This is a genomic window from Marseilla massiliensis, from assembly GCF_016899955.1.
In the GTDB taxonomy this organism is placed as follows: domain Bacteria; phylum Bacteroidota; class Bacteroidia; order Bacteroidales; family Bacteroidaceae; genus Prevotella; species Prevotella intestinigallinarum.
The window spans coordinates 1-22,374 of the sequence record NZ_JACJJL010000033.1; the positions used below are offsets into that span (position 1 = coordinate 1).

The 22,374-nt window shown below is 46.7% G+C and carries 20 protein-coding genes and 1 pseudogene; 2 read left to right on the top strand and 19 right to left on the bottom strand.

Going from position 1 to position 22,374, the window contains the following annotated elements; all coding sequences use genetic code 11:
• Window positions 1-199 precede the first annotated feature (199 nt).
• The 8 genes and pseudogenes from H6B30_RS14185 to H6B30_RS14220 all read right to left on the bottom strand — a co-directional run bounded on the left by H6B30_RS14185 (window position 200) and on the right by H6B30_RS14220 (window position 8,812).
• Window positions 200-1,204, bottom strand: coding sequence for a bacteriophage abortive infection AbiH family protein (locus H6B30_RS14185; protein WP_205111724.1), 1,005 nt, complete (start codon window positions 1,202-1,204; stop codon window positions 200-202).
• A 78-nt stretch (window positions 1,205-1,282) separates the two neighbouring features.
• A complete protein-coding gene (locus H6B30_RS14190) occupies window positions 1,283-2,263 on the bottom strand; it encodes a macro domain-containing protein (RefSeq protein ID WP_205111726.1) in 981 nt (326 codons plus the stop codon).
• Window positions 2,263-2,742, bottom strand: coding sequence for a TIR domain-containing protein (locus tag H6B30_RS14195; RefSeq protein ID WP_205111728.1), 480 nt, complete (start codon window positions 2,740-2,742; stop codon window positions 2,263-2,265). Before H6B30_RS14195 ends, H6B30_RS14190 begins: the two co-directional genes overlap by 1 nt.
• Window positions 2,743-2,745: 3 nt before the next feature.
• Complete coding sequence (locus H6B30_RS14200; RefSeq protein ID WP_205111735.1) at window positions 2,746-4,773, bottom strand: ATP-binding protein; 2,028 nt, start codon at window positions 4,771-4,773, stop codon at window positions 2,746-2,748.
• Window positions 4,770-6,044: an SIR2 family protein gene (locus tag H6B30_RS14205; protein WP_205111737.1), complete on the bottom strand. Its 1,275-nt coding sequence runs from the start codon at window positions 6,042-6,044 to the stop codon at window positions 4,770-4,772. Before H6B30_RS14205 ends, H6B30_RS14200 begins: the two co-directional genes overlap by 4 nt.
• 279 nt (window positions 6,045-6,323) lie before the next feature.
• Window positions 6,324-6,656: pseudogene (locus tag H6B30_RS14210) on the bottom strand (dTDP-4-dehydrorhamnose 3,5-epimerase family protein); the annotation flags it as partial.
• 209 nt (window positions 6,657-6,865) lie between these two features.
• Window positions 6,866-8,089: a hypothetical protein gene (locus H6B30_RS14215; RefSeq protein ID WP_205111739.1), complete on the bottom strand. Its 1,224-nt coding sequence runs from the start codon at window positions 8,087-8,089 to the stop codon at window positions 6,866-6,868.
• 276 nt (window positions 8,090-8,365) lie between these two features.
• Window positions 8,366-8,812 carry a hypothetical protein gene (locus tag H6B30_RS14220; protein ID WP_205111741.1) on the bottom strand — a complete coding sequence of 149 codons (447 nt, stop codon included), beginning with the start codon at window positions 8,810-8,812 and terminating at the stop codon, window positions 8,366-8,368.
• Window positions 8,813-8,992: 180 nt separating this feature from the next.
• On the opposite strand from H6B30_RS14220, the gene H6B30_RS14225 reads away from it, so the two are divergent.
• Entirely contained in the window at window positions 8,993-9,580 is a 588-nt protein-coding gene (locus H6B30_RS14225) for an HU family DNA-binding protein (protein ID WP_205111743.1), read from the top strand.
• A gap of 201 nt (window positions 9,581-9,781) precedes the next feature.
• Window positions 9,782-10,201, top strand: coding sequence for an N-acetylmuramoyl-L-alanine amidase (locus tag H6B30_RS14230; RefSeq protein ID WP_205111745.1), 420 nt, complete (start codon window positions 9,782-9,784; stop codon window positions 10,199-10,201).
• A 142-nt stretch (window positions 10,202-10,343) separates the two neighbouring features.
• On the opposite strand, the gene H6B30_RS14235 is transcribed toward H6B30_RS14230, so the two are convergent.
• The 11 genes from H6B30_RS14235 to H6B30_RS14285 all read right to left on the bottom strand — a co-directional run bounded on the left by H6B30_RS14235 (window position 10,344) and on the right by H6B30_RS14285 (window position 22,323).
• Complete coding sequence (locus tag H6B30_RS14235; protein WP_205111747.1) at window positions 10,344-11,204, bottom strand: phage integrase SAM-like domain-containing protein; 861 nt, start codon at window positions 11,202-11,204, stop codon at window positions 10,344-10,346.
• Between the two features lie 34 nt (window positions 11,205-11,238).
• Window positions 11,239-12,303: a hypothetical protein gene (locus tag H6B30_RS14240; protein WP_239484083.1), complete on the bottom strand. Its 1,065-nt coding sequence runs from the start codon at window positions 12,301-12,303 to the stop codon at window positions 11,239-11,241.
• 159 nt (window positions 12,304-12,462) lie between these two features.
• The gene (locus tag H6B30_RS14245; protein WP_205111751.1) at window positions 12,463-14,037 is read right to left on the bottom strand and encodes a transcription termination/antitermination NusG family protein; all 1,575 of its coding nucleotides are present in this window, start codon (window positions 14,035-14,037) and stop codon (window positions 12,463-12,465) included.
• A 496-nt stretch (window positions 14,038-14,533) separates the two neighbouring features.
• Complete coding sequence (locus H6B30_RS14250) at window positions 14,534-15,751, bottom strand: site-specific integrase (RefSeq protein WP_205111753.1); 1,218 nt, start codon at window positions 15,749-15,751, stop codon at window positions 14,534-14,536.
• 111 nt (window positions 15,752-15,862) lie between these two features.
• Window positions 15,863-16,381 (bottom strand): glycoside hydrolase family protein, encoded by a 519-nt coding sequence (locus H6B30_RS14255; protein WP_205111755.1) that lies wholly within the window; start codon window positions 16,379-16,381, stop codon window positions 15,863-15,865.
• Entirely contained in the window at window positions 16,378-18,564 is a 2,187-nt protein-coding gene (locus H6B30_RS14260; RefSeq protein WP_205111757.1) for a type IV secretory system conjugative DNA transfer family protein, read from the bottom strand. The genes H6B30_RS14255 and H6B30_RS14260 overlap by 4 nt, the downstream gene beginning before the upstream one ends.
• A 21-nt stretch (window positions 18,565-18,585) precedes the next feature.
• Window positions 18,586-19,233, bottom strand: coding sequence for an Lcl C-terminal domain-containing protein (locus tag H6B30_RS14265; RefSeq protein WP_205111758.1), 648 nt, complete (start codon window positions 19,231-19,233; stop codon window positions 18,586-18,588).
• Window positions 19,234-19,335: 102 nt separating this feature from the next.
• Window positions 19,336-19,878 (bottom strand): hypothetical protein, encoded by a 543-nt coding sequence (locus tag H6B30_RS14270; protein ID WP_205111760.1) that lies wholly within the window; start codon window positions 19,876-19,878, stop codon window positions 19,336-19,338.
• 5 nt (window positions 19,879-19,883) lie between these two features.
• The gene (gene traN / locus H6B30_RS14275; RefSeq protein WP_205111762.1) at window positions 19,884-20,729 is read right to left on the bottom strand and encodes a conjugative transposon protein TraN; all 846 of its coding nucleotides are present in this window, start codon (window positions 20,727-20,729) and stop codon (window positions 19,884-19,886) included.
• A 33-nt stretch (window positions 20,730-20,762) separates the two neighbouring features.
• Entirely contained in the window at window positions 20,763-22,001 is a 1,239-nt protein-coding gene (gene traM, locus H6B30_RS14280; protein WP_205111764.1) for a conjugative transposon protein TraM, read from the bottom strand.
• Window positions 21,982-22,323, bottom strand: coding sequence for a hypothetical protein (locus H6B30_RS14285; RefSeq protein ID WP_087248309.1), 342 nt, complete (start codon window positions 22,321-22,323; stop codon window positions 21,982-21,984). Before H6B30_RS14285 ends, traM begins: the two co-directional genes overlap by 20 nt.
• Between the last annotated feature and the right edge of the window lie 51 nt (window positions 22,324-22,374).

Here is a 22,374-nt window from a genome sequence, read left to right on the forward strand (position 1 = left end):
AAAGAACTCAATTCTTCCCTTTTGCCGGGATTGTTTGATTAATATTAATTTGTCCCGATTTTAACGGGACACTAATGTTATTAAATATTTTCATCGTTTTCATTTTTCTCAATTAGCTTGTTGTTAGCTGATGATTAACCAGCATTTGTATCTGCTATATTAAGTTATTATAAGAAGATTTACCATATTAGTTTCATATCTAATGAAAGCTTGAACTCTTCAAGAATTCAGCCATTGATTTAAAATGTATATTTGATTCTGGTATCCCCAAAGAGGCAAGACAGTCTAAAGCCCTATCATGATCTGTATCAGAATAAGCGCTTACATACCATTGCAAGTTGGCTTTATCAGCATTCACCTCAATTATCTTCTTGATATAAGGCTTATCAACCTTAGAGAAAGAGACTCCCCATACATATATAATCTCAATATTTGATAAAGATTCAAAATACTCTAGGTTGTCTCTCAATATTTTATCTACAGGCTTTTCTGAGTCAGAGTAATATGATTCTACAGCACTTGTTAAAGCCTCATTTTCTGGCAAATATTGTGTATTCCCCCTATACATCCTATATATGGCATCACGCTTATAGTACTTTTTCCCTCTTTTATTATACCTAGGCTTATCGTACCCCTTGCTTTTCCACCAAGAATCAAATATCCCAGAAGTATCTTCTCCATGGCCAACCACAAGGCTTCCCCATGATTGGGTTTTAACACCGTGAATATGATTGATCTGAGAAGAAGGAATTCCATAATGACTTTCTAAGAATGTCGTATAATTGAATGTGAGAAATCTAGCATAGTCATCCACATAAAGCATCTTATCCTTATAGTCACGTGGTACACTCAAGGAACATACCCATTTATGAAAATCTTTCTTTAATTTATCAAGTAATTCATAAGCTGAAGACGATGCTGCATCTCCCCCTAAAAGAAAATCTGCAGCAGACCAATCATCTGGATCCAACTTACTATCTGGAAAGAAAGCAAGACCTGACTCCAGGAAAAAGTCTCTGCTTACATAGGCCATCCCTGTTTCGAAATCAGACCACAAAGCATCATAATCACAAACGGTTTCATAGGTTTGAAATGTATCGTAGTCATGTGTTTGCAACCACTTACGAAATGAGCCATAAGAACTTTTAACCCCATGATAAAGATCAAAGCCATTACCTATAATGTATAGAACAGAGTCTGTCATATATAAATGTTTTTATCCATACATTCTTTACTTTCTTAACTCCTTGTTAGAAATCCCAAAGTTTTTTTTGCATTAGAATTATAACACGCCTTTTAACAAAGGCTTGAAAGATACGCCTCTTCGCCTTTCTGTATGAGAAGACTTCAAATCTAATTGACTCAAATGACTATCAAAATAAGCGGCTAAAGATTTAATGTCTTCATAATCAAGCTGACGATAGTCATCAGCTGTCATGCAAATTCTTAGTTTCTTACAAAGTCGTTGATTCTTTGAAGCTAAGAGGAAAGACTTTATAATTTCATGAAGCTTATCTTGATAAGAAAAATCCGCAGGAAGACCAGAAATACTACTTGCTCCAAATACCGTAATATTAAGGGTTTCATCCTTGACATTTATTACTGCCAGTTTTTTCCATAATGCAGAAAGAAAATCTGTATAAGTAATTCTACTCATAGAGGAATTTCCATTTGGTCTCATTCGACTGAAAGCTGTCAGAATATAATTTTGTCCTTGATGCTCTAAATGCATAACAGTACCAATACTATAAACCAACTTTTTACCCTTTAATTTTGGATTCTTAGAGGATTTTACATTATTAGCATCCAATGTTTCATATATTTTTTGGTCTAATTCTTGTATGGAATCACCAAAAAAACTAACAATAAATTGTCCATTCAATGATGATTTCTTCACTAATTTCTTATCGTAAATATCTGTATCAAAAGTATCTGGAAACTGAATTAATTTGCTACCTTCTTGTTTAAAAAAGTCGCAACATTTTATTTCAATAGTAACCTCCATGCTTCGACATTTCCAAAGGTAGCCTAACCTCTTCCAATTATATACAAATACTATGATAGCCAATCCAAATATCTCATATTTTAAATTACCCTTACAGAAATCTACAATCGGTTGAGAATATTCCTTAGGAAGCAAATATTCCAAAGCTTGCAAAAATGTGACAGATAATCCGATGAAAGAAAATATAGCCTTTGTAACTATCCATAAATGCCCTCTGGAAAACTGAGCTTTAATAGAATTTAGAATGTATTTCATCATCACAAATTATAATGCTTATAAATAGAATCTTCTAGATACATGCTATGCTTTTCTTCATCTTTATGCATATCATAATATAATGGCCATACCAAAATTGCAGCATTAATTATATCAGGTGAATTTGATATGTGCAAAGCAAATTTATTTCTTAGACATATAGGACAGTTATCTAAGTCTATAGACCTATTCCCGTTTTTATTAACAACAATGATGGGCTTTTCTTGATGGAGCGCACTGTCAATTTCATAATCATACATACCACCTAAATACTTAGAGTTTGAATCGACCATTACAAGAACCACAGACGCAGTTTTTATTGCACTATTAGCTTTAATTTTATTGTTATAATCATCACTATAGTCTATCGTATAAAAATAATTGCAACTACCTTCCGCATTACATGAAGACTTAATCTCAGAAAAAGTCAACATATCAGCAGAATGGTCGAAGATTACATATATTCTTTTCTTTTCATCCATCGCTTACTCCTCCATTTTAAACCATTCTTCATTAATGATACAGTTGTCACTATTGGGAGCAGGACTGGCTTTTGTTACTTTCACCATCAAAGGCATTGGAACACAATTACCAAAGATTAAGGCCTCTCCAGGGATAGCCTGCTTAATCTTCGTAATGTAATCATCGGAAAAATAAGGTAAAACAGAATAGATGTATTTCATATCTACCTCATTTTGAATGCGATGCACTATGTAATTGCCACATTGGGAGAGTACAGTCTGAGAAAGTTCTGATGGTCTCTGAGAAGAAATTATAAGATATAGCGAATATTTACGTCCCTCTCGCGCTATTTTTTCAAAAATATTTTCACGCATAATGTAATTTGCATCCTTACGAATATATCGATGAGCCTCATCAAGTATCAGATGTACAGGTCGTTCACGGCGATCGTGCCCCATCTTTTGCTTTCGATAATCGAAAATCATGCGTGATAATACGCTTGTCAACAGCTCTAGCACATCTGTACCAACTTCACTGAGATCGATAGTGATAAGTTGCTTTGTTCTTTCTTGTAAATCGGATATACCAAATACTTTATCAAGATAATCGCTAGAACTTTGATACATCTCCTTCTGATCTCGCATGAACTGACAATCTTGGTTCTCCAAGAAGTAGTCCAAACGGCTTAACAACGTAGAAATGAAATCACGAATATGGAGATTACCTCTTGCTTCTTCCTCCATAAGAACTATCTCTGTTGCTATTTTGAGAAACTTATAATCAAAATATTGCCCAGTTTTCAATTTCTCTTCATTGACAACAATAGCCTTTTCTTCATCGATTTGCTTGAAGCTATGTCTCTTCTCCTCATCATATAAGGCTATTACCATATTATTGTCAAGCTTTACATACTGCGGATTTCCACCATCGCTAATGAAATCGTGAAGTGCATTAGCCAAGGCGTCATTGTTATTACCATAAGAAACATAACAGAGTTTGCTACAGATATCCAGATAATTTTTCAGATCCTTAAAGACCTCAGAATCTGCATTTAGCATTATCTGTGTACAAGTTTCTTGCATCTTGGCAATAGCTCCTTTTGCTGCTGTCATTTTGGAAGTATCATTTTCTATTCTTGTAACGATGATGAACAACATCTGATACAATTTCCACTTTACATAGTTGGCGAATCGCTCTGCATCATCTTCGCTGTTAAAAATCTGATAAAACTTAAAACACTCTTGCAAAACCTTGTCCCAAAATGGTTTTTGTGTCCTTTCTGAAGCCATCAAGAACGACAGCCATTCATCAAGGTTCATCAAATAATAAGGAAGATATAAAGGCATCATGCCATTTTCATTGTTATCTTCGATATTGGGCTTATAACAAATCTGGTCTATCTTAGCAGAGTGACCACTGTTATCACCAAAAGCAATGGGATATTCACCATTGGCATCAAATATAATAGTCTTAGCTCCATTTGCATGATTTTCAGTCTTTCGATAAACTTCATGCAAGATATGGGCTATTGTATTTGATTTTCCACTTCCGCTATTGCCTAGTACAGCCGTATGGATGTTAAACAATTTGTTGATATCAAGATTGATATTATAGTTGATTAAGCTCTTGCTTTGCCCGATACTAATACTAGTATGAATACCATTCCGTGGCTTGCTATCAGACAGAGAAAGAACCTTATCTAAATCATCATACGTTACAATTTCAACATCACTATATAAAGATGGGAAAATACCGACTCCCATTTTGAAGTCCTTACCAGCCAATGTTCCAATTGGTTTGATAATAACTTCACGAGAACTGTCAAGGTCGTAATTGGAATAAGAACTTTTCTCAGTATTTATCCAATCCGTAACTGCCGTTACTTCACAAAGAATTGAATCTCCAGAAGAATTGGCTGTTTTCAGATAGCTGCCGATATTACCAAAGTAATATACCTTGCCATCTATATTTACCGTAGAATTCCTCGTAGAATGAAATAGTCTCACTCTAAACTTGTCATATTCTACAGATATGATTTTCCCTATCTTCATTTTTTGTCTTTGGTTAAATTGTTCAATTGGTTGACGAAACGCACTAAGTTGTCTTCCTTCTTGAATGCATCCAGATTCGGTAGGAGTTCATTCACAATATAATCGAAATGATTTATTGTATGCTTAGAACCTTCAACCTTATTTTCTTCATCATCTACATCCCAAACTTTGCCAGAAAAAGTAAATATCCTGTTGTCGTCAACAAAAAAGATGGGCTTCTTTTCCCTGTCTTCGTCTTTTGGCTTGCTACTGAAAATCACTATATTGATTGTTGAATTCGTGGCAAGGGCTCTATAAATGATGTCATTTACATGACGATCATTAAAACCATACCCTATAACAAACAACACAGAATGAGGTTCCAATAACTTGTTTTGAAACTCACGGAACAAGTCAACGTAAGGTGCTCCTAAACTCTTATCCTGTTTGGTAGGTGTCGGATATATTAAACAAGCTTTATCTGAAGTCAAATCACTTGATGGAAATTCTTCTATTTCAAAAAAATTGCCTGGTAGAGGAGTTGATTCACGCCAATTGATTGAACCATGTATTTTGTATAAGTATACCAAGTTTTCTATTGGTTCATACTTATCTATACTTGTATCCATTCGCTTTGACCAAGTATAATTGAATAGTGCAGGATTGAAAAATCTACGTAAGCCACCGCTGAATCCATTGATATAATGGATATTCAGAGAATCAAGAGCTGTCTCATTAAACAAATCATTATTTGTTGTAAAAACTCGTATACGAGACAAATCCTTGTTTCGCATTGCCAGCTTCTGATAAAACGTAGTATAATATCCAAGAATCTTAGGACATTCCTTTGTGGCAAAATCAACATTGATACTATCAAAGATATGTCCCTCTATCTTTTTTATAAGCCTATCATAAAGTTCTTTATAATGGGTTATATCATCTTCAGCTTTTTTGTCATCATCATGAATACCATTATAATAATTTCGGGCTGAATACATCACTTTTAGTATATTCTCTAAATTCTCGCCCTCTTTTGCTACTATACTTTTAAACTCCTTTTCTTCATTTTTTTCATCCTCAGAGAACTTCAAATGCTTATAAAGCTCGCTCATGGTATCTATAGCTCCATTACTTGTACCGGCACCAAAAAGAAAGTTGACATTTTTCAAATTAAAAAATTCGCGCAACTTTGTCTTTATAAATTCAACTTTCTTATCTGTTGAATCCATATCAGGCTGCCCTGCAAACAGGTTTGTCAATCCTTGAGTTGCAATAATATTATCTTGTTTCATACACGTTCCTTCACTTTTTTCAATATAGTAACATAGAAGCATATTCCTCATGCTCCATCTTTATGCGGGTAAGGAATTCTACTCTACTTACTAAATGATAATTCAACGACATGCATTTCTTATTTTAGAGAATTGCTCTTCAGCTCTTTACTGATTACCTTTCACATTACCTTCTCTATATCGAAGAAAGTCATGGGGTCGTTGTAATCAATCTCCGAAATGGTAATATCCATATCATTAGAGCATTCGCTCTAAAACTTCTTTATTTGCCATAAGACCCTATTTGTATAAATCTACGTTGATATCAAATGGACTATCAAAGTCTTTCAGCATCGCATGCTTCGTATCTTTCTCTGAGAGATTGGCATGCTCTGTTGGGATTTTCCAATCGATACCAAGGGTATCATCCAGGATAGAGATACCTCCATCTGCCTCTGGATGGTAGAAGTTATCACACTTGTATTGGAAGACGGCTGTCTCTGAGAGAACAGCGAAGCCATGGGCAAAGCCCTTTGGTATGAAGAACTGGACATGATTGTCTTCTGTCAGTTCTACTGCCACATGCTTGCCATAAGTAGGAGAGCCCTTGCGAATATCTACAGCTACATCGATAAAATCTGCAAGTTTCTCAGCCTAAAGACAAGAAAACTTGTAGATTTATCAAAGACTTTTATAAATTAAATTACTGAATACCAGTAAATAAGTACATTTTTAAGGGACGACTAATTACATAATAAGGTATTAGCATCAAAACGCCTTTCCAAAAATACTTCCGTAACTATCTCTTTTCTCCGCAGCCCCTATATGTAATAAGGTATATGTCACTCCAACCAGTCGGCGAGGTCGATGTCGTGGAGGTCGGTGGCGATGACGGTGACGCGGTTGTCGTACTTACGGGCGGGATGGCCCTGGACGGTGATCTGCGTGTAGCGGGTGGGCGACAGCTGGAGCGTGAGGCACACATCGCTACAGGCAGTGGCGAGGTCGCGCCCGACGACGATGATCTCCGCATGGCGGTTGGCTCGCAGCATGTCGTTGAAGAAGGCGTCGCCGCCATGAAGGGTGTGGCCGAGGATGACGATACGGGAGGCACGATGAATGGCCTCCGCCGTGCGGTACCATGTCGTGACGTAACGGCCTGTGATGACGGGCTTCAGCTTCAGCGGCGGCATGAACGAGGGGATGGGCACGGCGAGGCGGTCGCCCTCCAGGCTCAGCTCACCGGCAAGACGATCGGCGAAGAAGGCGGGAAGGTCGAGCGACAGGAGGTCGTCGACCTGCAGGTCGTTCTTATTCTCCACGTCCACATAGTGGGTGAGGTCGCCGTTGAAATAGATCGACGAGGGCGAGGCGGCAGCGGCCAGGGTGGTGTAGTTGAAGGTGACGACCTGCACCTGCTCCCTGCCACTCAGCTGGCCGTACACGGGGACGGAGTCTGACTGACTGCCGGCAGCCACGGCCTGCTCCTCATGGACGATGTATGCCCACAATGTCCAAGCAATATAGAGATAGGTCTTGATTTCGCTTGGCTTGTTGGTGAAAAAGCCGTAGAAATGTTGCGCCAAGAGTTGCCCGATGTCGAGCAGGTTGGTGTACACGTGGCGCAGGATGGGGTTCTCCGTGTCGTGCAGGCTGGTCTGCAGGATGTATTTGACAATGTCCTCGAAGGTCTTTGTATAGTTGACGTGTGAAAAGTCGATGATGGTCTCTTCGGTCGGGTCGATGCCCGTCACCTCGCGGATCAGCTCCTCGGTTTCCTCGTCGATGGCGGCTCCGTCTTTCACTTCGGTGATTTTATGGAAAAGGCGGACGATGAGCTGTCCCATCTTGCGCTGCCCTTCATCAAGATGGTCGTTTCGCTCCAATTCTCGTGTGATACGGGAGCAAATGGTCTCTCGTTCGCGGTCAAGGTCGTGCGCCAAGCGTTCAATGGCGTTGTCCACGAACTTGGCATAGCTGAAACGCAACCCTTTGAGCAGTTTGCGCAACGCCGCGTCCACAGACTTGCCCTCGTCGGTCTCCAGCCATTCGGTAATCTTAGGCACCAGGCTGCAAGGATTGGGAAAGCCAGCCGCGGTATCCACACCCGCGCCGAGGACAACCACCATGCGTGCGGCAGCCTCCTCGTGAAGTGGGACAGGCGTGCCATAGTAATTGTTCTGTACGGCTTGGGTGGCAGCGGGATTCACCTGCGAGTGGCCGCCGTTGATGTCGATGTTCGTTTCCGCCATTACGATGCTGCTTGTGTAGGTATCCTTGGATACTTGGACATTTATCCTTGGATACTTTGCCGTTTATTATTGGATACTTGGGCGTTTATCCTATAATCCTTTTGCCCGCCTGTTCCGCTTGTATACCGCCCAAGCCTCGTTGATGTTCAGGCGGAGGTTGTCGATGCCTTTGCCTTTCTCCAGTCGGACGAGGAATGGCAGGAGGAGACGGATGAATTTTTCCTTTGCAATCAAGTCACCGTTCAGTTTGGGTTCGTCGGCGCACATTTGGGCGACCGCTTCGCCCACCTGTTGCGCGTTGTTGCAGGCGGCAAGGGTGGCGATGTAGGCTCGCAGGGTCTCTTCCTTTTCTATATAGAGGGAAAGGCGGCGTTCGTCGTCAGAAGACCAAGGGCGTGATGGCTCATCGGGGGCAGGCACTTCTGGTTTTCCCTGCTCGTAGTGGAAATGCTGCTCCGCCTTCGTGGCGTTGGGCAGGATCTGGTTCGTGCCTCCATAGATGTTGATGTTGACGCTTGACGCGGTTTTTTCTTCCATGTTTCTGTTGTTTCCCAATATTTTTTCCTCTTTTTTCCAGCGTTCTTCAATGGTCTTTCAATGCCTTTCAACGGAATTGTTTTCGCTTGGCAGGCATCGTATCTTTGCAGTGTCGAAAGGATGAAGCGCGCTGCCCGTAGACAAATGAAAACCAATGTTTAACGCTAAAAAAGGAAAAGTATGATTGACTATTCTGTTTACATGATGACCCCTACTTACAGTAAGGATGAAACGCCCAAGGCGTATGCCAAGAACCAAGTGTCTGAAATCTGGTCGCTGGAAAAGTTCGCCAAGCACATCTCCGACCACAACGGCGTGTATTCACGCGGTACGGTGAAAGGCGTAATCTCCGATATGTGCGAGTGCCTGGTGGAGCAACTGCTCAACGGCAACAAGATCCAGCTGGGCGAGCTGGGTACTTTCGGAATCTCCATCAGCAGCGAAGGGGCGGAGAGCATTGAGAAGTTCACATCCAAGAACATCAAGGCGGTGAACATCCTTTTCACGCCGGGTGCTGACTTCGAGAACCTGATAGACCGTGCCGAGTTCAATCCAGTGGCAAGTCGTATCGCCCAAAAGGCTACGCTGAAAGCGGAGAAGGCGGGTGAGGCAACAGTGGACTTGGAGGCTGCCAAGAACAAGGTGAACGCTGGTGGCTCGCAAAGCACCAATGAGGACGAGGAGGATGACTCCACCGGCACAGGCAGCACCACTGTCACACCCGGTACGGGTGGTGGCGGTAGTTCCGAGGACGGCGGCGAGGAGTAATCCCGCAACCAAGGAGTAATCTTGTCTGGAGGGGCCATGTGCCTCTCCGGGCTTTAACCCTAAGCGAATGGAGTTTATATTGTTCATTTATTTAAAAACCACACGTATGAAAACAAGTTGGAAAAAAGTGTTGCTTTACATCGTAAGGCTGGTTGAGTTGCTGATAACCGGTGCCGCGGGAGGGGCACTTGGCAGCGGCTTATGAGAACCATCACACTTATCATCGTGCACTGTTCCGCCAATAGGGCGGGCAGTGCCCTCCGCCTTGCGGACATTGACCGTTATCACCGTTCGTTGGGATGGAAAGGCTGCGGGTATCACTACGTGATTCCTACAGACGGAACCATTGAGACTGGAAGGACTGAAGCCGAAGTCGGAGCGCATTGCAAGAAGCATAATCGTCATTCGATAGGAATCTGTTATATTGGAGGCATGTCTGCCGACGGAAAACCTGCTGATACCCGGACGGATGCCCAGCGTACTTCCTTACGCAAGTTGCTGGAAGCGTTACACCGAAAATATCCTCGTGCCTTGATTGTCGGTCATCGGGATTTGGATCCGCAGAAAGATTGTCCGTGTTTCAATGCCGTAAGTGAGTATGCTGATTTACAGCCTCATTGACGCTAATTGTTTCTGCTAAATGATGACAGCCGACACGGTTTTCACCGGTAAACGTTGCTAAAACGGCTTGAGCCGTGAAAGCTGCCATCGTTGTATCATTTTAATAACCTTGTCAACTCGTTTCCTTGTCAACTTGTCAACTTCACAAAATGTCGCTTATGCTTACGCTCTTGGTCATGCTTTCCCACGAATGCCTTGCGACAGTGAGGTTCAGCGGATAATCGAGACCGATCCTTTCGCCTAATTTCTTCAGGCTGTAATTGACGCGGTGCAGCAGGCCGTCATACTGTCTCCATTGCTCGCGCGGGGATTTTGCCGTAACGACGGGGAAGAGTAGGGGCGTGCCATCCTGTTTGTATCGGTCTGCTATCTCCTTTAACGCCGGTTCCCAGGGAATGGAGATTTCCTTGCCTGTGACGTGCTGGCGGTAGGTGAGCCGGCCGTCCTTAATATTCTTGCTTGTCAGGCGGAAGATGTCATCGCTCCTCATACCCTTGGTATAAACCGTGAACAGGAAGATGTCGCGGGCGAAGACGGTCTTCTCTGATTCACCGCTCAGGTCAAGGTCGCGCAGACGTTTCACTTCATCAAGCGTCAGTCCGTTTCGCTCTTTCTTGACGCGGTAGCTCACGTCCATACCCTCAAAGGGATTGCTGTCGGCGGCAAGTCCGTCATTGACGGCAAGTTTGTAGACCCGCTTCAAATTTCGGATATAGAGGGAAATGGTGTTGCGCCCCAGCTCCTGATTCTTCAACCACGTGTGGTAGCTGCGCATCAGCAGGGCGTCGAAGTCCTTGAAAGGCACTTCATTCTTGCCCAGATATGTGATGAACCTCCTGAGATACATTTTCAACTTATTAGCGGCGTCATACCGTCCCTCATCCTTCAGTTTCTCAACGCGGGAGTTGGCGTAAGCGATGAAACCAAAACCTTCCCCGGTTCTTTTATGGCCGGAGAGGGGAATGGCTATTGCCTGTACATTCTTCTGATTGTTGTTATCCACTTTTTACTATGATTTTTGTCTGTCTGTTACTTCTCTATTTTATATATATCACCCTGCCGTTTGGCCGGCCTCCAAAGAAATCAAAGATGTTCGGTTCGTCAAAATGGATGCCCATGTCGGCGTAATAGGCTTCCTCCGGGTCTTCCGGTACGGTGTAAAGGTCATCATAGAGGCACATCCGATTGCCGAAAGATGTGGTGAAATAGGCCTGTTTTGCCGCATCCTGTTCTTTCCTCAGGATGGCGTTCCAAATGGTTTCACCGTTCCATACGGGCAGGGTCTCCTCGTTGAGCCAGACGGCGGAACCGTTTATGTATGTTTTATTGTTGTAAGTGACGAGTTGGGCGGCAAGATAACGGCTTTGTACATTCTCAGGCATGGGCTGTGGGAAAAACACGTCACGAAACACACTGCCATCCCCGTGAAATAAGGTGAGCGTATGTTCATCATTCTGTTCGATGACCGTATAAGTGTCCAACCTTTCTGTCCGGATTGTGTCGAGAATTTGTGCCGCCTTTTTCAACAAGGCACGTTCCTCTTCCCCGATGGAAGGAAACGAGGATCTGAGTTGCCCTGCAATGGTGTCCGGTATGGAATAGCCGCGCTTGTCACGCCAGTTAAAGGCTAGGTCAGCCCACAACATTTTCTTAGCAGTTTGTCTGTTGCCGATGAGCCGCATGAACATCATTTTGCGGTAACGCAGGTCAGGAAAGACCTGCCGTAGGATTTTGTCTTCGCGAGCAAACCATGTCAGCATTTCACTCAGTCGGGAGAAATCACCTGACAGCACGCTTCCGACCATCCATTGCCTGAGGGCACTGTAGTTGGTGTCTGCCACAGCCCTCCCCACGATGTTGTGGACTTCGGAATCTGCATGGACACCCATATCAAATCCGTTGCACCATCGACTCTCTACATTCCCTACGCAGCGGTACCTGTATTCGTAAACTCCGTCAAGCCCGATGGCGATGGTATTCTCTATATAAAGCAGGAAAGGAAGGATTTTATGATTGTCGAAGCATCTCGCTTCCTGTCCGATAAGATGATACAGCCTGCCGTATAGCTGATAGAAAAAGCCCACATCGCCTTCCACGTCCATGGAAGGATGGTGAAGGCGCTTCCAACGGGAGGAGAATTGGTCTATCGTGTACATTTTAAAATCAGGGACTAGGTATCAGGGACTAGTTGACTAGTTTTAGATACATTTAGTAAAGCTATTCTGAACCTTGTCAACTGATACCTAGTCAACTTGTCAACTTTATTCGTGCAGCCACACCGTCCGCAGGTACCTGCGCCATATGGCAAGGTGGTTGGTGGTGTTGATTTCCTTGCAGATGCGGACGCAGGTCTTTATCAGCTTGTCCTTTGCCGCATCCTTTTCCTGTGCTGAAGACCGGATAGCAAAGACATTCAACGTATTTTCACCGACCTTAAAGTCCTGTATGGCTTTTACGGCTGAATCCGCGTCCGTCAATACCTTATATAATGTAGGCGCGTAGTTGCGGAAGGACTCGATGAGCTTTTCCCCTTCCGCATTTGCCGTGCCGTCAGGAACGGCCTCCACCGTTCCCGCAACTAATTTCTCATTGGCTTTGCCTGCAGTCAGGAAATATTCCTGAAGGAAACCGTCCCAGTTGGCGAAATAGATAAAGCCCCTCTCCGGCTCTCCCCCGTGGGGAGAGGGTTGAGATTGTCCATCGTCCTTGGTTACAGCCCTCTCTCCACGGGAGAGAGCGGGGAGAGAGGCTATGTGGGCATAATAGGTAGTGGTGATTGTTTCGTCCTTTTGCAGGCTGGGCAGGTAGGCTTCTTCCTTTATGTCTACCTTGCGGATGATTTCCGTAAAATCCTTATGGTGGAATTCCACCCCGGTTTTGCCTTCTTCCATTTCCACACCAGCTGTCGGGGTAAGGAACGGGCGCAACGTCAGCTTGCTCCAGTTGGCTTTCACATACCCCGGATTGTCATGTTCGTAACGCACAAGGTTGATGACAAGTTCCGCCTCCGTGCCGGTCATCCGTGCCAGACGTTGGCTCAAAGCGGTGTCGCCATGTGCATGAAGTTCCTTGCAGAGCGATACCAGCGACGGCTTGACGACAAGACGGTCAATGATACCGTAAAGCATCTGGAGCGTGCGTTCTCCATAGCCGCAAGCCTGCAGGATTCCGGCAAGCAGGTCCACGGCACGCCCTTTCTCCGTTCCGACGGAGAGCCTGTCTCCCTCCATGTTGTGCAGGCGGACTACGTGTAAGTCCCATGCCTTGGGGCAGGAAACCGTGAGCCAACTGCCCGGTTCAAAGCCCTGTACCTGAAACACCAGCCGTTTTCCGTGGCGGAAACGGCAGATATAGCCCTCACAGCCCGCGAGCGGACCGTCAACGACACGTACTATCTCGTTCGGTTCGCCCGTTTTCGTGTTGAAGGCATAGTCCGAGTAAGGACGTTCCAGCACAATCACCTTGTCAGCATAGTTCTCGTTGTAGTCACGGAAAGCACGCATCTGGGATTCGGGAATGACACACATCCGTGTCCTTTCTCCTTTCTCCTTTTTACGTTCGTACTGCATGTCCGCATCCTTGGAGTGCTCTTTCATGAAACTCATCAGCGCATTCTGCGTGGCGAGTACGAACACGATGCCCGCAAACAGCGGTTTCTGCCTGTCGTCGCTGTCCTGATGCACATTCACCGTAGTGTGGGTCGGCGCATAGATCTCCAGAATGTTCTTGGCCTGTGCCTTTTGCTTTTCCAAAAGTTCCACAAGCTTACCCTCCTGATGGCGTTTGGTGCGCACCACATACCAACGGTAATCCACATGGTTAAGTTTGTCGGGCATAGTTATATAAGGAATTAGAGATACTTTGTCTATCTGTTCTGAAAAGTGCGTTCTTCACGTTCCTCTCATGTCAATCGCATGATAGTTCCGAAGCACCTTATTTCAGGTATAACGGCGGTATTCTGGACGAACCTCAGCAGCAATGATCCACCGTTGTTATGTGACGAGAAGAACAAAACTCGATGCGTTTTAACATTTTTGCTCCCATATCACAAGTGTTTAGTTTTCAATCCATTAAGTCTATTCTACACCCACCGCTTTACCATTGCTTTATAATATGAAGCGGTAAGTACGCCGCAAAGGTAATAAAAAGATTTAATACAGAGCCATTTATCGCTGGATTTTTTTTTAATATTACAATTTTAGTCGAGCAAATACAGCCGTTGTTTGACTAAAATTGGACTTGGTGCAAAGTTATATATTGATAATCAATCAGTTGCAAAAATTCGCCGTTTCATATTATACAGTTCCGAAATTTGTCGAACATTCCCGGTTTTCATTCACGCATGATTTTGCCTATCATTTTCCGGTTGGCTTTCACCACGTCTTCCGTGTCGATGGAGGAAAGATAGATTTGTGTGGTCTTCAGGTTTTCATGGCCCAGCCCCTTGCTGATGACGGACAGGCTGGTGCCCATGTCACGCATCGCGCTGGCCCAGGTATGCATCCCCGTATATGTCGTCAGGGATGTACGCAATCCAGCCATCGCGCCGATTTTCTTCAGGTAGTAGTTCACCTTATGCTCCATCCGCTCGTACTGCCGCCGTTCCGTGCCGTCCGCCTTTGTGATGATGGGCAAAAGGTACGGGCTGTCTTTCGTCAGGTGGGCGTAGTTGTCCACGATGTCCTGCATGGCAGGCTCCCAGCTGACGGCCAGCTCCTGCCCGGTCTTCTTACGGCTGTAGTGCAGCTGCCCGTTTCGGATGTCGTCTTTCTTCAGGTAGGCAAGGTCCACGAACGAGATGCCCTGCAGATAAACGCTCAGCATGAACAGGTCACGTGCGAAGGCGACGGCGGAGTCCTCGGGCAGACGGAGCAGCCTGATGGCACGCAGTGAACTTAACGGTATGGCTCGTTTGGCGGTCTTGGCGAACCCTGTGAACACGTGGCGGAAAATGTTTTTGTCGGTTGTCAGTCCTGCTTCGACGGCCTTGCGGTAGAGGGTGCGCAAGGTGCGCAGGTAGCACGACGAGGAGTTGCGCTTCACGCCCCGTCCTTTCAGCCATGCCTCATATTGGTTCATTAGTTCCGCGTCCAGTGCGTCGACGGTCATGTCCTCCCCGTCGCGGAACTGGGAGAAGCTCGACAGGGCGTCGCGGTAGGTCTTGGCGGTTCCTAGCCTGCCGACACGGAACTTTTTCGCCGTCATGCCGTGGATGAAGCCGAACCACGTCTGGCACGGCGGAAGGAGGCGGAATGCCGACACGATGTCGTCCGCCGTGTATTCCAGCATGGCCTGTTCCCTTTCCGTAATGAATGCGGCGAGTCGCTTGCAGTCCCATCGTATCTTGGAGACAATCAACTGAAGTTCCGCCTGCCGTTCCGGTGTGCCGACGATGCGGATGAACGAAGTCCGCCCGTCCCATTCTTCGGGTGTGATGTGGTAATCGGTATAAACTGTTCTCGTGCTTCTGCGGTGAGTCACTTGGAAATACAAAGTGCCGGGCTTGCCTTCAGCGGTGGAAGGGCGGAATTTAAGTTTGAATGATGCCATAATTTCTGATTTTTAGTTTGTTATTAAACTGAAAATACACAGTGTAACCATTGAAAAACTCCGTCATTCCGTGCCGTATTGTTTGCAGATTGTTTAGTCTTTTTCTACTTGTCATGGCTCGAACAACAGGGCGAGTTCCACCCGTCTGCGCCTTTCTATGCTTGGGATAACCCGGCCTTTCCATTTCCGAAAAGACACATATTCCTTATGGATCTCCCTGTTGCCGCGTTCCAGCTTGCGTATCAGTCTGCTTTTGGGATGTTTCCCGCTTCCCAAAAGACGGTACGGGCCCACCTGATAGGCAAGGCAGGCAAGCAGTGTCGAGTCACGACCGAAGCGGCGGAACATACGGCACAGCTTCCGCATATCGGCACGGAGCAGGCTGTCGCCCTGTGCGCGGCTTATCTTATGGGTCAGCCGTTCACCGGGCAACAATTTGTGCCCGTATCCTATGTAAGGCAGATGCTTACGGCTTCCATGCCAACCCTCGTAATGCTTGGTGCAGAGTATGGCACGCTCGAACGGTGGCAATTCGTATATTCTCAACCGCTTTCCTTTGTCGGAAGCTTGCGCTGTCAAGTTGAGTGAAAACAGGAACAGCAGGGATAAAACACATAAAACCAATCTCATCTTGCCCCTTTCTTGTTTACCACGTCCTTTATCATCTCCTTCACGTCCTGACCTACTTTCACAAAATTCCGGTACAGGATGCGTTCCCTTTCTTCTTTCGATGGAAAAGTATAGAACTTGGGAAGCGGCACATACCCGTCTTCCTCTTTCTTAATCTCTTCCATGTCGAAATCTGTCTTGCAGAAGAATTTCGAAGTCTTGAACTCTTCGGCTTCCTGTATATTCATGCTGCCGCCCCGTCCGGTCTTGGTTTTCACGAAATCACGGGCTACCTGTCCGCATATCCATCCCGTAGGCAGGTCGCTTATCTTCGAGGCCGGCACAAGGTTGTCCATGTTCTCGTTCAGGTTGATGCTGGTCTTGTCGCGGTCGATGGTCACGCCACGCTTCAGCTGCACCACCTTGCCAAAGATGTCGTTGCTCAGCCATTCAAGCGTTTCTTTAGAGCGGGCGGAGCCTGAAACCACGTTGCCCACTGTGGTGATAATCTTCTGCATACCCACTTTCCCGTAATCGGCTTCCAACTGCGGCAGTTCCTGAAAGCCCAATGCCACGCTCACTTTGTTGCTTCGTGCCGTTCCGATAAGTCGGTCTATCTTGTGAAAATACAGCGTGGGCAGCTCGTCCACGATGATACTTACGGGGATGTTCTTTCCCTGCCCTGTATTTACACGTGTCACAAGTCTGTTCAGTATCAGGGCGTTCAACGCCCCGATGATGCTCTCCATCTCCGGGTCGTTGGCTATCAGCAGGTAGCTGGGATTTTTCGGGTCACTCACTTTCAGATCGAAATCGTCGCCATCCTTATGGAATATCCAGTACGATTCCTTGGTGGCAAGTCGGGAAGTATAGACACGCAGCGTACCGATCATGCCTTCCAACTGTTCCATAGCCTTGTTCTGGAATGCCGTCTGGAACGGGCCAAGCAGCGGTGCCACCTCGTTGTCGGTCTGTAATACCTCGAAGATGGTCTGGTAGCTCTCGTTCAGGAACGACAGGATGTGCGGCATATCCGAGTATTTGCCCAGCCAATAGGCAGGTTCCACGATGTTGCCGCCCTTGCGGTCGCGCACCACGCCCGTAGGCTTCCAGAACTTGGTCTCCTTGTCCTGCACCTTCTCCGCATACAGTTTGTTCCCGTCCTTGTCGTAAGGCTCCCGTTCGTAGTTCACGAAGAAATAGATGCAGGCGGCAAGGAAGTTGACCGCAGAGGTCTGGAAGAACTGGTCGCTACCTCCGCCACCTTCTTTCTTGCCTTTCTGCAAAGACTCCAGCAATGTTTCCGCCGTTTCGCTGGCAGCGGCAAGGTTAGGGATGTACTTCGCCTGTATCGGGTTCACCCTGCGACTGTATTCCACATTCACAAAGTTGATAATATTGAATTTGCATCCTTTGGGCAGTTTGCCCAGCTTCTGGTTCTTTTTGTAATGGTAGTACAGCTTGGTCGCCAATGTAGGGAACTTATAATCGTAAACTACTAAGGCAAAGCCTTTTGCGGAATGTTGCCGGATGAACGGCTCGATGATGGAAAAGGTCTTTCCGCTACCCGGAGTGCCGACCACCCAAGTTCCCCTGAACGGATTGCTGATGTTCACCCATCCCTTGCGGAACTTGCCTTTGTAATAGTAACGCATGGGCACATTGACCGAGTATTTGTTCTCCACTAACTCCGTGCATTGTTCGAAGCTCTCGTTCTCCAGGTTGAAGCGGTCTTTCAGCAAACCTTCCTTCAGGTATTTGGAGATGTTGTCCAATGCCACGTGAACCAGTATCGTACCGACCACCGATGCCGCCATGTAGAGGATGACGTTCAGGCGCATGGAGTAAAGGCGGACATCCATTTCATACCCGAACAGCCACACCGCAAGCACCAACAGCCCAATGCCCGACACCAGCGGGTAAAGCACCTGCCTCCGTGCATCGAACTCCAAGTGTTTCTTGTTCCTCGTACCCACGCAGGTGATGCAGATAAGCAGGAAGGTGGCAATCTTGCTGTACACAAGGTTGCCGTCATGGTAGATGAGCCACGTCTTCATGCGGTCGTGCACGTTACACACGATGCCGTTCCAATAGTCGAACATAGCAGGGTCGAACGCATACATGAAAAACTCCAGCAGGACGGACACGTACACCACCGTCCGGAATATCTTGTAAGCGCCTTGCAGTTCCTTGCTTTCTTCCATTTTCCTATTTTTGATGGATGATTATTTGTTAATGGTAATAATTGGCCGTACCCTGTGCGCCTGTATCTTGGGGGTTTCCTGCATGGCTCCGCTGCCAATGGAGTAGAGCCATGCCTTGGCGGTTTCCTGTCCTTCCACTTCGGTACTGGTCCAGTACCAGCAGTCATCCGCTTCATCGGGCAACGGGTCTCCGCCACAAGCCGCAATAAAGGGATTGATAAGTCCTTTGGCGGCATAGAGCAGGCGCATCTGCGCCACCGAGGGGACATATGCGCTTTGACCGTAATGCCACAAGTCAAACACCTGCATGGCCATCGGTGAGGAAACATCCTGCGTATCATATAGTGCAAAAGTGTTCTCGTTTCCATCGTAAGCCGTCAGGTCTGCCGATGTGCCTTGCGCCACGCCCATACTGTCAGCAAAGGCTTCCGCCGGGAGGTCATGCAGGTACACCGCATAGCCGATACCGGAAATATCTTCACTATGGTTCACGTAAAACACCACACCGATAGCTTTTTTGTCGGATATCGCGTATTTCTCATAACTCATGATCTCTCCGCCGGTGCAGAGGATATGGACGGCCTGCGTCGGTGTGCCTAATGGGTCGTGATGCCCGTCGCAACCGATTAATCCCAATGCCAGCACGGTCAAAATCGCTATACTCGTCATTCTTATTTTAATTGTTTCCGTTTGCATACCTTAATATAATATATAGGTGAATACTCCAATCTGCGAAAATCTGTTCAATCTGAGTCATCTATGTGCCATCCCTTATTTCGTGGGTATCTTCACACCGATGACAATCCCTGTCCGGAACAAATCTTCCCCTTTTATCATCAGGTCGCACTTGGCCTGCCAAAACAGCTTCCAGCCCTTGCGCAACGCATAGCTATGCTCATACCCCACATGGATGCCGCCCAGCACCTTGTCCCCATCCGAGCCCAGCGACCCGCCCAAGCGCAGGTTGCCGTGGTGATTACGGCTACGGAACACGCAAGGTTTGTAGGCCGCGCCCACACCCCACGTATTGTAATGGTTCCAGAACAATTCGGGGCAGACGTGTCCGCAATCCTCACATTCGTCCCATTTCAGATAGACATTCCCGAAGAACTCCCACGCATGATGGTAGTTCGTTTCGTACTCATAGCCGATGGTCAAGTCCATGCCCCTTTCATACAGCAATCCCGTTCCAATTAGTATTCTGCCGTGCCGGTCATCAGCAAAGCCGGGCAGTATGGCTGCCAACAAGAAAACCAGTGCGACAAAGCCTTTTTGCACAGCCAAATTCTTAATTATTAATTCTGCATTCTTCATTTCCCTTACTCCTCCTGTAATAAGACCTCATTGAAACTGTCCGCGCAAAGCACGTCCTCATAATCAATGTTCAGGGCGATAGTACGTCCTGAAATCTGTTTTTCGCTGACCTCGATAGTCAGTACCTTGTCATTGGGAAAAGTCATTTTCCTTACCACCAGTACATTGCGGTATCCGTGCAGGAATGATCCCTTTTGTTCCAGTTCCATTTCCGGCTTTAGCTCGATGACCTGCGAGTTGGTGGCTTTCGACACCTTCTTGTCGGCCAGTTTTACGCGGATTTCATCAATATCAAAACGGATGTTCGTGTGGTTATCTATCGAGAAGTCGAGAAAGAAGTAGTCGCCCACGGCATAGATATTGTTCAGGCGCATGGTCATACGGTGTTGCCTGCGGCTCACGTTACGGTAACGGGCGGGCGACAACCACACCTGACGGGCAAAGCGGTACATATCCTCGGTGGAAAGCGAAACTGCCGGGTTATGGTATGCTGTCATTTCGATGGGTTGTACCACCTTATCCGTCACGGCTTCCTGCAAGCGGGTCGTGTAAAGCAGAGCGTATTGCGTGCGGTAGCGTTCCGTCACGATGGTGACGATGGCAAGTACCTCGCCGTCCTCATGTCCCGCTTCCTTGGGTTTCAGGCGTATGGTGTTGTTTATCGGTTGGTCGCCCGCTATCTTGTCCGTGGAAATATCCACGAAGCTGATGGGTTCGGTGGCGGTGATGACAGTCGTCACCTGTTCGTTCACCGTCAGTTGTTCCATTTCATTGTAGGTCTGTTGTGCCTTGACCGTGCTTCCGGCAAACAGGACTGCAATGGCCAGGATTCCTCTTATTGTCAGTTTCATTGTCATGATGATTGTTGTTTACATTGCATATTGTCAGTTCCTTTTTTTCCTGCCGTTCACCAGATAGACGAACGTGCCGTATTTCAGCTTCGCCTTGTTCTTGCGCACGGCCTTTGACAAGGCGTTGCTCGTGCGCTGATAGGCGTTCTGTATGGCCTGCATTCCCCATTGGGCAAAGGTGTTCCCGGTATTTCCGTTGTTAATGCTCATCGTGCTGCCGAGGGCGTTGGATGCCACATCCTGCGTGGTTTCCCTGAAGGAACTACCGGGTACATAAAGCCCCTCCAACCCGTCCGTGTCGTAAAGCGAGAGGTTCACCTTCACCAATTCGTCCTCCACCAGCAAGCTCTTGATGCTCCCTTTCACGCGCTGGCTGCCGAAGCCGCTCATCGTGGCATACAGGTACGAGCCTTTGGTCACCACCTTGCCGTCTATCTCCACGTCGTCCAACAGGCGCAAGCGCACCCGCGAGCCTTCCACCGCCTTGATGTCCTCGTCGATGATGGCCTTTATCAAGCGGGGTTCCGGTTCGTTTTCGGCCAAGGTGTTGAAGTAGTCCGAAGAGGTCTTCACTTTTTTTACCACTTGCTCGTTCTCGGCATTCTCGGCAAGCTCGTTCACGGCATTTTCGTTGATTTCCACCTTGCCGCCTATGGCGACACTGCCGGTGGGGGCGAGGTTCTCCGTGTCCGTGCTGTCCACGTCCTGCAATCCTTTTTGCCCTTGCTTTCTGGCTTCTGCCAGTGCCTTGTCCAACTCCGCCAAGGCCTCCTTGCGCCGTTGCTCGCTTCGCGCTAGGCGTTCTTCTTCGCTCAACGGTTGCACCCCGGTGGTGTCCGCCACCATCGCTTCGCCTCTTTCGGCGCTTTGCCGCAGGCGTTCCTGCATCTCACGCAAACGTTCCAGTTCCTCCGACCTTGCGGCTGCTTCCGAATCGAGCAGGGCAAGGTCTTCATCGGTATAGCGGGAATCGTAATCTTCTTTCTCTGTTTCATTGTTGTTCCGTTCAATGTTTTCTACAGCGGAATAGTCCTGTATCCGGCCGTAGGACTTAACCATGCTCTCATACTTGCCTCCGATACCGTCATCGCGCATCTGCGCCTCCGGCAATTCCGGGTTCAGGTACTCGGTGGTTTGTAGGGAAGTGGGCGATTCTGCTACCTCCGTGTCGAATATGTCAAACACTAAATACCCCGTCACCAGCAACAAAGGGTAGAGGATGGCCGGCAACACATACTTGGGTTGTCTGAAGTTAATCCTGTCCGTCATCATGGTTCATAGGTTGTTTTTGTTTCAAAAGAATCTCCTGCCGTTCGGTGGCCGTGGCGTGCCTGCCATTGTCCGGTAATATGCATACCGATACCATGCGATACACATTAAGTGCCAGGCATCCCAATACGATGCCGAACACGATACCGAGAAACCACTTCGGATGCTTGCAGGCAAAGCGTTGCGCACACCCTGCCATCTTGTCTATCCGCAGGAAACGTGCGGCTTTCCGTCCTGCCTCCACTTCCTTCTTATACCGTTTCTCATACTTCGGGTCGTCCTTGTCAGGCATCTTCTCTCCGAAAATCAGTTTCTTCCATCCCATGTCTTGATTATTTTAGTGTTTAAATTCTTCATTCTTAACTCTTCATTCTTC